Raw genomic sequence first — 13,355 nt, forward strand, 5'->3', positions numbered from 1 at the left:
ATAGGGCGGGTGCCGTCCTCTAAACTGATGGCTGCTTCATTTCCAGGAGGGGTTCTGCATGCCTACCGGCAAGGTCAAGTTCTACGACGAGGAGAAGGGCTTCGGCTTCATCAGCACCGATGACGGCCAGGAGGTCTTCCTGCACGCTTCCGCGATGCCCTCCGGGACCGCGGTCAAAGCCGGCACCCGCCTCGAGTTCGGCATCGCCGACGGCAAGCGCGGTGCGCAGGCCCTCTCGGCCCGGATCATCGACACCCCGCCCAGCATGGTCAAGCTCAGCCGCAAGTCGGCCGACGACATGTCCGTGATCGTCGAGGACACGATCAAGCTGCTCGACGGGATCGGCACGGGCCTCAAGCGGGGCCGCTACCCCGACAAGGCGCACGGGCACACGATCGCGACGCTCCTGCGCCGGGTTGCGGACGAGCTGGATGCCTGACGCCGACGAGACGACCGGCGATTCGTCGCCCGAGAACGACGCTCCGGCCACCGCGACCGAGGCTCCTGGTGAGTGGTCCGCGAGCGCGTCGGCCTCGCCGGCTGCCGCGCCCGTGGTCTGGAGCGACGAGGTCGACGAGGAGGAGGAGCCGGACTTCGACGACGAGGCCGGAGACGAGCCGGACGCCGAGCCCGCAGCGGCCGCCGCAGAGCCGGAGCCCGAGGCCGTCTACGAGCTCGACACCGTGCTCGCCGCATCGGAGGACCGTGCTCGCGAGGCGCTGCTGGACATCACGACCGCCGACACCATCGGCGACCTCGTCGCGACACTCGCCCAGGGCGAGCACGTGGTCTCGCTGCAGTTCACCAACCTGATGCGCGGATACCCGGGCTGGCTCTGGACGGCGACGCTGTCGAGGATCGACGAGTCCGAGGACGTCAACGTCCTCGAGGTCGAGCTGCTGCCGGGCGAGGGCAGCGTGCTCGCGCCCGACTGGGTGCCGTGGTCGGTCCGGCTCGCGGACTACCGCGCGGCGCAGGACGCCAGCGGTGAGCGCGACGAGACCGAGGACGACGAGTACGACGACGACACCGTCGTCGACTCGGCGGAGACGGACGAGGACGAGGTCCTCGACGATGACGAGGCGGACGACGACGACGTCTCGGATGACGACGACGACGACGACTCCGACGACTCGGACGATGACGACTCGGACGACTCCGACGACGACGATCCGGACGACGACGACGACGAGTCGCAGGGCGAGGACGTCGACGCCGACGGCACGTCCGGCGCCTCCACCGAAGGACGACGCGGCAGCGGCAGTCGCGGACGTCGGCGTCGCCGACGCTGACCGGATCCGGCCGAGCGGGGACGCCCTCGCTCGGCCCCGCTGCCGACGCGACGGCGCTCCGACAGGCGGCGAGCCCGGCGCCTCAGCGGCGGTTGCGGCTGTAGAACAGGCCGATCGTCCCCAGGACGACACCGATCACGACGGTCGACAGGACGAGCGGCGACACGGTCGCGCCGGCCGCCGCGGCGATCAGCACGCCGACGAGGGCGAGCACCCAGACGATGCAGCCCACGAGGAGCGCCGTCGCGTCGTCGGAGGCGTAGGGCGGGGGAGCGGGGCGGCGCTCGTCCGGACGGAGCCAGAGCCTCATCCCGCGCCTCCCCGTTCCCCGGTCGCTCAGTCGGCCAGGCGCTCGATGACGTGGTCGATGCAGCCGAGCAGCGAGCGGACGTCGTCCGGCTCGATGGCGACGAAGGTCGCCACGCGCAGCTGGTTGCGGCCGAGCTTGCGGTACGGCTCCGTGTCGACGATGCCGTTCGCGCGCAGGATCTTCGCGATCAGCGCGGCGTCGACGGAGGCGTCGAAGTCGACGGTGGCGACGACCTGCGAGCGGTGCTCGGGCACCTCGACGAACGGGGTCGCGACCGGCGAGGCCTCGGCCCAGTCGTAGATCGCCGACGAGGACTCGAGGGTGCGCGCCGACGCCCAGGCCAGTCCGCCACTCTCGTTCATCCACTGGAGCTGCGACTCCATCAGCAGCAGCGTGGAGAGGGCGGGGGTGTTCAGCGTCTGGTTCAGGCGCGAGTTGTCGACGGCGTTCTGCAGGCTCAGGAACTCGGGAATGTAGCGGCCGCTCGCCGCGATCCGCTCGATCCGCTCGATCGCGGCCGGCGAGAAGAGGCCGAACCAGAGGCCGCCGTCCGAGGCGAAGTTCTTCTGCGGGGCGAAGTAGTAGACGTCGGCCTCGGCCGCGTCGAAGTCGATGCCGCCGGCGGCGCTGGTCGCGTCGATCACCGTGAGCGCGCCCTCGTCGCCGTGCACGCGCCGGACCGGCGCCATGACTCCGGTGGAGGTCTCGTTGTGCGGCCAGGCATAGACGTCGACGCCCTCGAGGATCTCGACCTCGCTGCGCGAGCCTGCCGGGGCCGAGACGACGTGCGCGGGCTCGAGGAACGGCGCGGACGCCGCCTTCGCGAACTTCTGGCCGAACTCGCCGAAGGTGAGGTTCTCGGCACGGCGGTCGATCAGCGAGAAGGCGGCCGCGTCCCAGAAGGCGGTCGAGCCGCCGTTGCCGAGCAGGACCTCGTAGCCCTCGGGGATGCGGAAGAGCGTCGCGAGGTGCTCGCGCACGGACCCGACCAGGTTCTTGACCGGAGCCTGCCGGTGCGAGGTGCCGAGGAGGTGCGCGCCCTGCGTCGCGAGGTGCGCGAGCTGGTCGTGCCGCACCTTGGACGGGCCGCAGCCGAACCGTCCGTCGTGGGGGAGGAGCTCGCGAGGAATGGTGACGTCCGGCATGCGTTAATACTAGGGTTCCCGGCCCGCCCCGCCTTCGACCATCGGAGGCCCTGCGCCCTGCCCCGTCGCCGATGACGGGACACGGTGCCCAGTAAGGTTGTGCGCGCTGAGACCGGAAGGCTGAGATGACGGATCTGATCGACACGACCGAGATGTACCTGCGCACCATCCTGGAGCTGGAGGAGGAGAACATCATCCCCCTCCGGGCCCGCATCTCCGAGCGGCTCAGCCACTCGGGCCCCACCGTCTCGCAGACCGTCGGCCGGATGGAGCGCGACGGCCTCGTCGTCGTCTCCGGCGACCGCCACCTCGAGCTGACCGGCGACGGACGCCGCAAGGCGATCCACGTCATGCGCAAGCACCGCCTCGCCGAGCGCCTCCTCCACGACGTCATCAAGCTCGACTGGGAGTTCGTGCACGAGGAGGCCTGCCGCTGGGAGCACGTGATGAGCGAGCAGGTGGAGCGCCGCCTCCTCGAGATGCTCGACCACCCCACCGAGTCGCCCTACGGCAACCCGATCCCGGGGCTCGACGAGCTGGGGGACACCCCGGCGTCGCGCTTCGCGGACGGCGTCATCAGCATCCCCCGCTTCGTCGCCGGCTCGGCCGAGCCGCAGCGCGGTACCGTGCGCCGGCTCGGCGAGCCCGCGCAGGTCGACCCGGAGCTGCTGCTGCAGCTCAAGCAGGCGGGCGTCGTCCCCGGGGCCGAGGGCGAGTTCTCCGCGCTCAACGGCTACGTGCTCGTGCGCATCGACGGCGTGGAGGCGGGCATCGAACTGCCCAACGAGGTCGCTGCGCACATCTTCCTCGTCAGCTGAACGTCCGCTCCACGCGCACTACAGCATCGGAGGGTCGGAGCGGGACACGATCTCGTCTCCGGTTGGTGACAAATCGGTAACGGTCGCTTACGCTCTGTGGAGCCCTGCGCCCGAACCCCGGTCGTGAGGCGCGGTGTCCGACGTCCCTTCCCGTCTCGGACTCCGTGAACGCCGATGCTTCGCGCACTCGAGACGGGACAGCTGCCTGGGCTGGCGGGACGTCGGAGGTCCTCCCCCTTGCCCCAGAACCCCACCACCCCCGCCGGTTCCCCCGACCGGTTCCGCTCCACCCACCCGGACAGCCCCCGCAACGCGTCCTCCTTCGAGAACCGACCGCCGGTGATCCGCGCCCGCTACACGGACGAGGCCCCCGTCGCCCGCCGGGCCGTGCCGACGGCGCCGTCGCGCCAGGCCGACGTCACGGACTTCGTGCCGACGCCCGCCGGCTCGCCCCGCAAGCGCAGCCGCGGCCGCACGATCGGCAAGGTCGCCATCGTCGGATTCGCCGGAGCGCTCGTCGCGACCATGGCGCTCCCCGCCTACGCCTTCTCGCCCGGCACCGAGAGCGACGGGCTGTTCGCCGCCTCGCAGGCCGACCTTCTGCGCCAGGGCGACGCGCAGACCGTCGCCGTCGCCGGGGGAGTGGTCCAGGCGGCGATCGCCCGGGACGGCTTCACCGCCGAGGCCGCGCCGCCGCCGCCCGAGCCGGAGCCGGTGGTCGAGCCCGTCGTCGACACCACCGACGTCGCCGAGGCCCGCGCCGAGACCGCCGAGAGCTTCAACTCCTACGAGGGCGCCTCGGCCAGCGAGCTCGCGGCGAGCGCGCCGAGCACGAGCTACAGCCTCTCCGCCGTCTTCAACACGGCGCTGCAGTACCAGGGTGTGCCCTACGTCTTCGGCGGCGCGGACCCGAGCGGCTTCGACTGCTCCGGCCTCGTCATGTACGTCTTCGCGCAGTACGGCATCTCGATGCCGCACTCCGCGGCGGGCCAGGCGGCGATGGGCACGCAGATCCCGCTGTCGGAGGCGCAGCCCGGCGACCTGGTGATCATGCCCGGCCACGACGGCTTCTACGCGGGCAACGGCAACATCCTGCACGCGCCGTACGAGGGCGCGAGCGTCCGCGTGCAGCCGATCTGGACGAGCAACTACACGATCGTCCGCATCTCCGGCTGACGACGACCGCGAGCACCGGCCGAGAGCCCGTCCCCTCACCGGGGCGGGCTCTTCCGCGTTCCCGGCAGTGCCGGCCCGCCGCCCACCGTGTGAACTGCGCATGACGAAATCCCCGGTTCCTCTGGTGTTCCGGGCGCGAAGGGTTAATCTGAACCTCAGTCCGCTCGCGTGGCGAGCGGAGCGATTCGTCGAGGGACGGAGTGCCGGGATGGCCGAGCGGAACGGGCACCACTGCGTGGGGCTGCGTTCGCGCGTGCGGCGGACCGACGCGATCCGGGCGGGGATCCTCCTCGCCGCACTCCACTCCGCCGACACTCGGATACGGCACCACGTCACCGTGCGGCTCTGCGCCGCGGCCTCGAAGGGCGCCGTCATCACGACGGCGCCCTTTCGCGTGGTCGCGGCGCCTCCGTGCGGCGGCGTGCGACAGCACGGAGGTCACTGATGCGCACACTCGTCCTCAACGCCGGCTACGAGCCGCTGGCGGTGGTGTCGTTCAAGCGGGCGCTGGTGCTGCTGATGACCGAGAAGGCGATGATCATCGTCGCCGACGAGGAGCACCCGGTGCACGGAGCGACCGGCGACTACGTCCGGCCCTCGGTGATCGTGCTGACGCGCTACGTCCGCATCCCGAGCTCGCGGAGCGTGCCGGTCTCGCGCCGCGGGGTGCTGCGGCGCGACAACCACCGCTGCGGCTACTGCGGCCAGCACGCCAACACGATCGACCACATCCAGCCGAAGTCGCGGGGCGGGCGGGACACCTGGGAGAACCTCGTCGCCTGCTGCCACCGCTGCAACAACGTCAAGAGCGACCGGACGCCGCTCGAGATGGGCTGGCAGCTGCGCTCCGTGCCGCGGATGCCGCGCGCCGGCTCCTGGCTCGTGCGCGGTTCCGAGCGCACCCAGCCCGAGTGGGACGACTACCTCACGGCTGCGGCGGCCTGACCCCCCGCCGCGAGATGCCACTTGTGCACGCCCGACACGGCGTGTCGCGTGCACAAGTGGCATCTCGCGGAGTGCGGGGCTACTCGTTGTCGCCGCCGGTGGCTTCCGAGGCGTTGCCGGAGCGGGAGCCGGACCAGGTCCAGTTCGCGACCTCGGGGATGTCCTCGCCGTGCTCGCGGGTGTACGCGCGGGCGCGGATCCGGGCGTCCTGCATCTCCTGGCGGAGGCCCGCCGCCTTCGCGCCGAGGCCCGGGGTTCGGTCGATGACGTCCATCACCAGCGAGTAGCGGTCGAGGTCGTTGAGCATCACCATGTCGAACGGCGTGGTGGTCGTGCCGTTCTCCTTGTAGCCGCGGACGTGCAGGTTGCCGTGGCCGGTGCGCTTGTAGGTCAGCCTGTGGATGAGCCACGGGTAGCCGTGGTAGGCGAAGATCACCGGGCGGTCGGGGGTGAAGACCGCGTCGAACTCGCGGTCGGAGAGGCCGTGCGGGTGCTCGGACTCGGACATCAGCCGCATCAGGTCGACGACGTTGACGGTGCGGATGGCGAGGTCGGGCAGCGCCTCGCGGAGGATGCTGACGGCCGCGAGGGTCTCCAGCGTCGGGACGTCGCCCGCGCAGGCCAGCACCACGTCCGGGGACTCGCCGCGGCGCTCGCTGCTCGCCCACCCCAGGATGCCGAGACCTCGGGTGCAGTGCGCCACCGCCTCCGCCATGGTGAGCCAGGCGGGCGCGGGCTGCTTGCCGGCGACGACGACGTTGACGTAGTCGACGCTGCGGAGGCAGTGGTCGTAGACCGACAGCAGGGTGTTCGCGTCGAACGGCAGGTAGACGCGCACCACCTCCGGCTTCTTGTTGACGACGTGGTCGATGAAGCCCGGGTCCTGGTGGCTGAAGCCGTTGTGGTCCTGGCGCCAGACGTGACTGGAGAGCAGGTAGTTGAGGCTCGCGATCGGGCGGCGCCACTCGATGTCGCGGGTGCCGTCCAGCCACTTCGCGTGCTGGTTGAACATCGAGTCGATGATGTGGATGAAGGCCTCGTAGCAGGTGAAGAGCCCGTGGCGGCCGGTGAGCAGGTAGCCCTCGAGCCAGCCCTGGCACTGGTGCTCGGAGAGCACCTCCATCACCCGGCCGGCGCGGGCGAGGTGGTCGTCGAGCGGGTCGAGCTCGGCGTTCCACTGCTTGTCGGTGGCGGCGTAGACGCTCTGCAGGCGGTTGCTGGCGACCTCGTCGGGGCCGAAGATCCGGAAGTTCGTCCGATTCTCGCGGACGACGTCGGCGAGCCACTCGCCGAGCACCTTCGTCGCCTCCGCGACGGTGCCGCCCGGCTCGTGCACGACGACCTCGTAGCGGCGGAAGTCCGGCAGCCGGAGGGTCTGGCGGAGCAGGCCGCCGTTGGCATGCGGCGTCGCGCTCATCCGGAGGTCGCCCTCGGGGGCGAGTGAGCGGACACGGTCGGCGATCCCGCCCTCCTCGGTGAACAGCTCCTCGGGTCGGTAGGAGCGCATCCACGTCTCGAGCAGGCGGGTGTGCGCCTCGGTGTCGCGGGCGTTCGCGAGCGGGACCTGGTGGGCGCGGTAGGTGCCCTCGACCTGCACGCCGTCGATCTCGGCCGGGCAGGTCCAGCCCTTCGGGGTCTTCAGGATGATCATCGGCCAGGCTGGGCGGGTGAGGTCGCCGTCCGCGGCGCGCGCCTTGATCGCGGCGATGCGGTCGAGCACCTCGTCGAGGACCGCGGCGAAGCGCTCGTGGACCCGCATCGGGTCCTCGCCGTCGAAGCCGCCCTCGACGGTGAACGGCTCGTGGCCGTAGCCGCGCATCAGGCTCTCGAGCTCCTCGTGCGGGATGCGGGCGAGAACCGTCGGGTTGGCGATCTTGAAGCCGTTGAGGTGCAGGATCGGCAGGACGACGCCGTCGGTCGCGGGGTTCACGAACTTGTTGGAGTGCCAGCTGGTGGCGAGCGGGCCGGTCTCGGCCTCGCCGTCGCCGACCACCGCGGCGACCAGCAGGTCGGGGTTGTCGAAGGCGGCACCGTAGGCGTGGCTGAGGGAGTAGCCGAGCTCGCCGCCCTCGTGGATGCTGCCGGGGGTCTCGGGGGCGGCGTGGCTCGGGATGCCGCCGGGGAAGCTGAACTGGCGGAAGAGGCGGCGCAGGCCGTCCTCGGTCTCGTCGATGTGCGAGTAGATCTCGCTGTAGGTGCCGTCGAGGTAGGCGTTGGCGACCATGCCCGGTCCGCCGTGGCCGGGGCCGGTGATGTAGAGCGTCGGCTGCTGCCGCTCCGTGATCGCACGGTTGAGGTGCGCGTAGATCAGGTTGAGGCCGGGGGCCGTGCCCCAGTGTCCGAGCAGGCGCGGCTTGATGTGCTCCCTCGCGAGGGGCTCGCGCAGCAGCGGATTGGCGAGGAGGTAGATCTGGCCGACCGCGAGGTAGTTCGCGGCGCGCCACCAGGCATCGATCGTGTCGAGGGTGGCGGGGTCGAGCGGACTGTCGTCGCGGGCGGCCCAGACGTGCTGAGCAGCGGCGGTGGTGTGGGATGCGGCCATGCTGCAACGCTTCCAGGCGAGCGCGCGGGGCGGAAGGGCCTTGCGGGCGGCGGGGCGCCGTCCGGACGGGGCTGCTCGCCGCAGAACATCAGCTGAGAAGGGAGGGCATCGCTCCTCAGCGGACGCCCCCCTCTCTCAGCTGATGTTCTGCGGCCGGATCAGCCGCGCGGGGTGGCTCGGCGGAGGATCAGGGCGCCGAGGACCGCGGACAGGACCGTCGGGACGAGCAGCAGGGCGAAGGCGCCCGTGAAGCCGATCGCCTCGAAGGCGAGCCAGACCGAGTCCCAGCTGTCGGTGAGGGTGAACAGGGCGACCAGGCCGACGATCAGCGCGCCGAGGGCGAGGAAGAAGACGGTCATCCCCGTGGCCCGCCAGCGGACGAAGACGGCGGCGACCGCCGAGCCGGCGAAGAAGAAGAAGAGGAAGAGGCTGAAGGTCGCGAAGGTCTGGGCGAGCCAGGAGACGTCGCTGTAGGCGGCGGCGCGGAACATGTAGCCGCCGAGCCCCCAGCCGTTCGTCGCCTGCTCGAGCGCGGACATCGTGGAGTAGAGGACGGTCCAGGCGGCGGACAGGCCGACGAAGGTCAGCGCCGTGCCGAGGGAGTAGTCGCGGCGGGTCGAGCCGTAGCCCAGCGCGAGCGCGAAGGTGACGTTGGTGGCCTGGACGGCGACGACCAGCATGTAGATGAAGATGAAGGTCGTGCCGCCGGTGATCTGCACGCCGGAGTCGCCGCCGGCGGCCGGGACGCCGACCATCCGCAGCACGAGCAGCCAGATGATCAGGCTCCCGACGAAGATCGCGCCGAGGATCGCGAGCGGGGTGGCGAGCAGCGTCGCCGGGTTCGCGAGGTGCAGGCGGACGATGCTGAGCAGGCGGTGGCGCGCGACGGAGCGCTGCGGGGCGAGGGCGGTCATGAGGCGGCCTTTCCGGTGGTCAGCTGGACGACGAGCTGCTGGAGCGAGACGGGCTCGAGCTCGAGGCCGCGGTGGCGGGCCTCGTCGCGGTCGGCGGTGCCGAGGTGGGGGAGCGTCGCGGTGGCGAGGCCGCCGACTCCGCTGCGGGAGAGGACCTCGCGGCCCTCGGTGAAGGAGTCGACGGCGGCGCGGCTGCCGGTGACGGTCGCGGCGGCTCCGCGGAGCTCCTCCGTGTCGCTGTCGACGAGCAGGCGGCCGTCGTCGATGACGAGGACGTGCTCGAGGAGGCTGCTGACCTCGTCGATCAGGTGAGTGGAGAGGACGACGGTGCGCGGGTGCTCGCCGAAGTCGGCGAGCAGGCGGTCGTAGAAGAGCTGCCGGGCGACGGCGTCGAGGCCGAGGTAGGGCTCGTCGAAGAAGGTCAGCGGGGCGCGGGAGGCGAGGCCGACGATGACGCCGATCGCGGAGAGCTGACCGCGGCTGAGCTTCTTGACGCGGCGGTCGAGCGGGAGGCGGAAGTCGACGACGAGCTGCTGGGCGAACTCCTCGTCCCAGCCCTCGAAGAACCAGCGGGCGCTGCGGAGGACGTGCTTGACCTTGAAGTCCTCCGGGTACTTCTGGCTCTCCTTGATGAAGCAGGTGCGGGAGAGGACGGCGGCGTTCTCGACGGGTGTCTCGCCGAAGACGCGGATGCTGCCGGTGCTCGCGAACTCCTGGCCGGTGAGCAGCGACATCAGGGTGGTCTTGCCGGCGCCGTTGCGGCCGAGGAGGCCGTGGATCCGGTTCTCCTCGAGGGTGAAGCTGACGTCGGAGACGGCGTGCATGCTGCCGTAGTGCTTGCTGAGGCCGGCGACCTCGATGACCGCGCTCATCGCGATCCTCCTTCGATGTCGGTGATCATGGCGGTGAGCTGCTCGCGGGTGAGGCCGAGCTTGGCGGCCTCCGCGAGGAGCGGTGCGACGAACTGGTCGCGGAACTGCGTGCGGCGCTTCTCGACCAGGCGGTCGCGCGCTCCCTCGGCGACGAACATGCCGATCCCCCTCTTCTTGTACAGGACGCCCTCGTCGACGAGCAGGTTCACGCCCTTGCCGGCCGTGGCCGGGTTGATGCGGTGGAACGCGGCGAACTCGTTCGTCGACGGGACCTGGTCCTCCTCGGGCAGCGCGCCCGCGATGATGTCGTTCTCGATCTGCTCGGCGATCTGCAGGAAGATCGGGCGGGAGTCGTCCATGGGGCTCCTTCCCTCGGTGTCGGTGCTTCGTGGTGTGTTGGTTCGTTGGTGTAGTAACTAACCAACCATGCAGCTCGTTCCGTGTCAAGAGCGACGGCTCCGGGTGATCGGTACACTGGACGGCACCGGCCTCTGTAGCTCAATGGAAGAGCGACTCCGTCCTAAGGAGCAGGTTGGGGGTTCGAGTCCCTCCAGGGGCACCAGAGTGTCGTTACTAGAACCCTTGCCAGAGAAAAACGCCGCAACGGCGCCGATCTCGGCCTCCAGGAAGCTGGTGAGGGTCCGAGCATCACTCTTTCGAGTGGTGCTCTTTTCGTGTGCAACGAGCTGAATGGCGGTCGAGGCGATCGTGGAAAACGGCTCGTTCAACTCGACGGTGATGGTCTCGTCCGCGTGAACGCGAACACGCGCGAGGAAGACTTGATTGACGAGCCTCTTCACGTGGTCGGGTGCCCCGCCGTATGCGCTGGCACACTCCGCGGTCACATCGAGGCCGAGCCGGATCGCGTGCTCGACGTTGGCCACGTCCTAGGTGAGCCTCGCTTCGTCCCGCTCGGCGACCGTCCGCTCAGCGCGGATGCGGTCCTGCTCCTTCTTGAACAGGTCGGGCGAGATCGCGTCTGCGTAGTGAACCTGAAGGAGTCGCAGCTGCTCGCGTTCGAGACGCTCTAAGTTCGTCTTGGTTTGTGCTCATTGGCGCTCGGCGTCGCCTCGGGTGGCCACGAGCTCATCGTGAAACAGGCGCTCGAGGTCGGCTCGAGCGATCTGGTCGAGCCGGAGACTCTTCTTGTACTCCTCGACGATCTTCTCCTCCACCACGTGGATGAGGACGGCCTTCTGCGTGCAGTCGTTCCGCTTCGCCTGACGTGCTGAGCAGTAGAAGTAGGGGTAGATCTCGCCCGACTTCGACCGCGTCATCTGCACGATCAGCCGATTGTGGCAGTTCCCGCAGTACACGGTGCTTTTGAGGTGGTGGTCGTGGCGACGTCGGCGCTCGCCGGAGCGACGCGACTGCAGTGCGTCCTGCACCTTGTCCCACGTCTCTTGATCGATCAGGGGCTCGTGCTTGCTGGCGTAAGTAGCGCCCGAGAACGAGACCAGGCCGAGGTAGTACGAGTTGGTCAGGATCTTGTGGAGGTCCGTGTCGGTGAGCGCTCGTGACGGTACCTGCGGAGTTCGTCGAGTGGTGAGTCCACGTTGAGCGAGTTCGAGCGCGAGCTGCGACAGACTAACGCTCGGCTCGGTGTAGCGGTGGAAGGCCCAGTTGATGAGCGGAGCGCGGTCGGCATCTGGGCGAACGGTTCGGCTCTCGCGGCCGTCGCTGTCGACTTCGCGGACGTTCAGGTACCCGAGCGGAGCCCGGCCTGGGGTCCCGCCCTTTTGCACCTTCTGCGTCATGCCCTTGGTGACCTCTTGCGCGAGGTTGCGCGAGTAGAACTCGGCGATCGAGGACATGATGCCGTGAAGGAGTGCACCTGAGGGGGACTGGTCGATGCTTTCCGTAGCCGAGATCAGCGCGACGTTCGCGGCGGTCAGCTGCTTCATGATCTCGACGTCGTCCTCCCGGTTCCGCGCGAGCCGGCCGACCTTGTGCACGACGACGTAGTCCACGGAGTGCTCGCGGATGTACTCGAGCATCTCCTGAAGCGCTGGACGATTGGCTGTCTTCGCGGACTCTCCCCGGTCGACGAACTCTTTCGCGACCATGGCGCCCATTGACTGGGCCTTTTTTTGGTTCGCCTCGCGCTGCGCGGGGATCGAGAAGCCTTCCTTTTCGTCACCGCGCTGCGCCTGCCGCGCAGTCGAAACGCGCAGGTACAGGACCGCGACCTTCGGCGTCAGCATCTCGCCGATCACAGAGAGTGGGTCGGGGGCGACCGGCTGAGGGCTCAGGGTAGGGCTGGCGAGAAGCGGTGAGAGTGTCATAGCGCTCTGATTAACGCTCTGAACGCGCGCAGAGTCGAGTCTTTTCTGCTCCGCTGCCCGGTGAGGTTCCGAATCGTCAGGTCTCCACCCCCGGTTGGCGGGTGTTGCGGAAATTGCTACGGATGCGTCCGTGGCCTGGCCTGTAGCTGGCTTGAAATCGTCTCTCATTTGTGGAAGACGTAGACCCGGTCAGCGTGGTGGACGATGTCGAAGATCTCGCGGAATTGGATCTCGATTGATACGTAGTTCCAGCGCAGGTCGTGATCGGCGATGCCCTGCTCCTGGCGGAGATGCGTCAGGGCGGCGCGCCAGCCCAGTCCATCGATGTGCTCGTCGAGGGCGGCCCGGAGGCTTGTGTACTCGCCGAAGAAGCTGTCCTCGAACTCTGCGTCAAAGGTGCGCGGGTCGGTGTCAGGGTGGAAGACCTGCAGGAAGGCGGTCATGGCCTTTGCTCGGTCGTAGGTGTCCACACCCTCCCGAGGTCGCAACTCGTGGTCTTCCGGGTCTTGCGGTTGTTCTGGTGTTGTCATGCTTCGTTCTCTTTTCTGTCCACCCTGTGAATGATTGATATGTGGAATGCCGCTTGCTGTGGAAGGTGTAGACCTTGTCGCGGTAGTAGACGATGTCGACGAAGTTACGAAAGCGGTATTCGATGGCCGCACGGTTCCATTGCACTTCGTCGGGGGAGACGCCGTATTCCTTCTGCAGTACTTCCAGGCCGTCGTTCCAGCCGAGCAGGTCGATGTAGTCATCAATTGCTTCGTCGAGGCTGTCGTATTCGGCGTAAAAGATGTCAGCGAACTCGGTGGCCAGCGTCGGAGATTCAACGTCGGTGTGAGGTAGGAGTAGGAAAGCGACGAACGGTCCGGAGTGGTTGCGGGCGGCGCGGGCGATGTAGGGGTCGTCTTCCCAGCCGGGTCGGTTGCGGAAGAGGTGGGCGATCTCTTCTTCTGCTTCTGCGCGGCGGTGTTTCGGTCGTTGTTTCTCGTGGGGTGTTTCGTGTTCTGGTGAGGTCATGGAGATCCTCCTTTCTGCTTCCGGGATTGGTCAGCGCGC

The 13,355-nt window shown here is 68.9% G+C and carries 15 protein-coding genes and 1 tRNA gene; 7 read left to right on the top strand and 9 right to left on the bottom strand.

Annotation, left to right across the window (positions count from 1 at the left end):
- Window positions 1–58 precede the first annotated feature (58 nt).
- Together EDF36_RS16350 and EDF36_RS16355 are read left to right on the top strand one after the other, a co-directional pair.
- Window positions 59–439, top strand: coding sequence for a cold-shock protein (locus EDF36_RS16350; protein WP_123733795.1), 381 nt, complete (start codon window positions 59–61; stop codon window positions 437–439).
- A complete protein-coding gene (locus EDF36_RS16355; protein ID WP_123733796.1) occupies window positions 432–1,292 on the top strand; it encodes a DUF3027 domain-containing protein in 861 nt (286 codons plus the stop codon). Before EDF36_RS16350 ends, EDF36_RS16355 begins: the two co-directional genes overlap by 8 nt.
- An 82-nt stretch (window positions 1,293–1,374) precedes the next feature.
- On the opposite strand, the gene EDF36_RS16360 is transcribed toward EDF36_RS16355, so the two are convergent.
- Together EDF36_RS16360 and serC are read right to left on the bottom strand one after the other, a co-directional pair.
- The gene (locus EDF36_RS16360) at window positions 1,375–1,602 is read right to left on the bottom strand and encodes a DUF2530 domain-containing protein (protein ID WP_123733797.1); all 228 of its coding nucleotides are present in this window, start codon (window positions 1,600–1,602) and stop codon (window positions 1,375–1,377) included.
- A 26-nt stretch (window positions 1,603–1,628) separates the two neighbouring features.
- On the bottom strand, window positions 1,629–2,747 hold the full coding sequence (gene serC / locus EDF36_RS16365; RefSeq protein ID WP_123733798.1) for a phosphoserine transaminase: 1,119 nt from the start codon (window positions 2,745–2,747) through the stop codon (window positions 1,629–1,631).
- A gap of 125 nt (window positions 2,748–2,872) precedes the next feature.
- On the opposite strand from serC, the gene EDF36_RS16370 reads away from it, so the two are divergent.
- From EDF36_RS16370 to EDF36_RS16385, 3 genes are all read left to right on the top strand, one after another.
- Window positions 2,873–3,565 (top strand): metal-dependent transcriptional regulator, encoded by a 693-nt coding sequence (locus EDF36_RS16370; RefSeq protein WP_123702382.1) that lies wholly within the window; start codon window positions 2,873–2,875, stop codon window positions 3,563–3,565.
- Between the two features lie 237 nt (window positions 3,566–3,802).
- Window positions 3,803–4,741, top strand: coding sequence for a C40 family peptidase (locus EDF36_RS16375; protein WP_260300752.1), 939 nt, complete (start codon window positions 3,803–3,805; stop codon window positions 4,739–4,741).
- 444 nt (window positions 4,742–5,185) lie between these two features.
- Complete coding sequence (locus EDF36_RS16385; RefSeq protein ID WP_123733799.1) at window positions 5,186–5,686, top strand: HNH endonuclease; 501 nt, start codon at window positions 5,186–5,188, stop codon at window positions 5,684–5,686.
- 79 nt (window positions 5,687–5,765) lie between these two features.
- Here EDF36_RS16385 and EDF36_RS16390 read toward each other — a convergent pair whose 3' ends face one another.
- The 4 genes from EDF36_RS16390 to EDF36_RS16405 form a co-directional block, all read right to left on the bottom strand.
- Window positions 5,766–8,228 (bottom strand): phosphoketolase, encoded by a 2,463-nt coding sequence (locus EDF36_RS16390; protein ID WP_123733800.1) that lies wholly within the window; start codon window positions 8,226–8,228, stop codon window positions 5,766–5,768.
- 158 nt (window positions 8,229–8,386) lie between these two features.
- Window positions 8,387–9,142 carry an ABC transporter permease gene (locus EDF36_RS16395; RefSeq protein WP_123445180.1) on the bottom strand — a complete coding sequence of 252 codons (756 nt, stop codon included), beginning with the start codon at window positions 9,140–9,142 and terminating at the stop codon, window positions 8,387–8,389.
- On the bottom strand, window positions 9,139–10,014 hold the full coding sequence (locus EDF36_RS16400) for an ABC transporter ATP-binding protein (protein ID WP_123733801.1): 876 nt from the start codon (window positions 10,012–10,014) through the stop codon (window positions 9,139–9,141). Before EDF36_RS16400 ends, EDF36_RS16395 begins: the two co-directional genes overlap by 4 nt.
- Complete coding sequence (locus EDF36_RS16405; protein ID WP_123445182.1) at window positions 10,011–10,373, bottom strand: GntR family transcriptional regulator; 363 nt, start codon at window positions 10,371–10,373, stop codon at window positions 10,011–10,013. Before EDF36_RS16405 ends, EDF36_RS16400 begins: the two co-directional genes overlap by 4 nt.
- A 128-nt stretch (window positions 10,374–10,501) precedes the next feature.
- On the opposite strand from EDF36_RS16405, the gene EDF36_RS16410 reads away from it, so the two are divergent.
- A tRNA-Arg gene (locus EDF36_RS16410) sits at window positions 10,502–10,576 on the top strand.
- Window positions 10,577–10,766: 190 nt separating this feature from the next.
- Window positions 10,767–11,045: a hypothetical protein gene (locus tag EDF36_RS16415; RefSeq protein ID WP_123733802.1), complete on the top strand. Its 279-nt coding sequence runs from the start codon at window positions 10,767–10,769 to the stop codon at window positions 11,043–11,045.
- 18 nt (window positions 11,046–11,063) lie between these two features.
- On the opposite strand, the gene EDF36_RS16420 is transcribed toward EDF36_RS16415, so the two are convergent.
- The 3 genes from EDF36_RS16420 to EDF36_RS20960 all read right to left on the bottom strand — a co-directional run bounded on the left by EDF36_RS16420 (window position 11,064) and on the right by EDF36_RS20960 (window position 13,316).
- A complete protein-coding gene (locus tag EDF36_RS16420) occupies window positions 11,064–12,230 on the bottom strand; it encodes a recombinase family protein (RefSeq protein ID WP_185020519.1) in 1,167 nt (388 codons plus the stop codon).
- A gap of 233 nt (window positions 12,231–12,463) precedes the next feature.
- Window positions 12,464–12,742, bottom strand: coding sequence for a hypothetical protein (locus EDF36_RS16425; protein WP_148060069.1), 279 nt, complete (start codon window positions 12,740–12,742; stop codon window positions 12,464–12,466).
- Window positions 12,711–13,316, bottom strand: a complete 606-nt coding sequence (locus EDF36_RS20960) for a hypothetical protein (protein ID WP_148060070.1) — start codon at window positions 13,314–13,316, stop codon at window positions 12,711–12,713. Before EDF36_RS20960 ends, EDF36_RS16425 begins: the two co-directional genes overlap by 32 nt.
- Window positions 13,317–13,355 lie beyond the last annotated feature (39 nt).

It is taken from the genome of Rathayibacter sp. PhB152 (assembly GCF_003751395.1).
Lineage (GTDB): Bacteria > Actinomycetota > Actinomycetes > Actinomycetales > Microbacteriaceae > Rathayibacter > Rathayibacter festucae.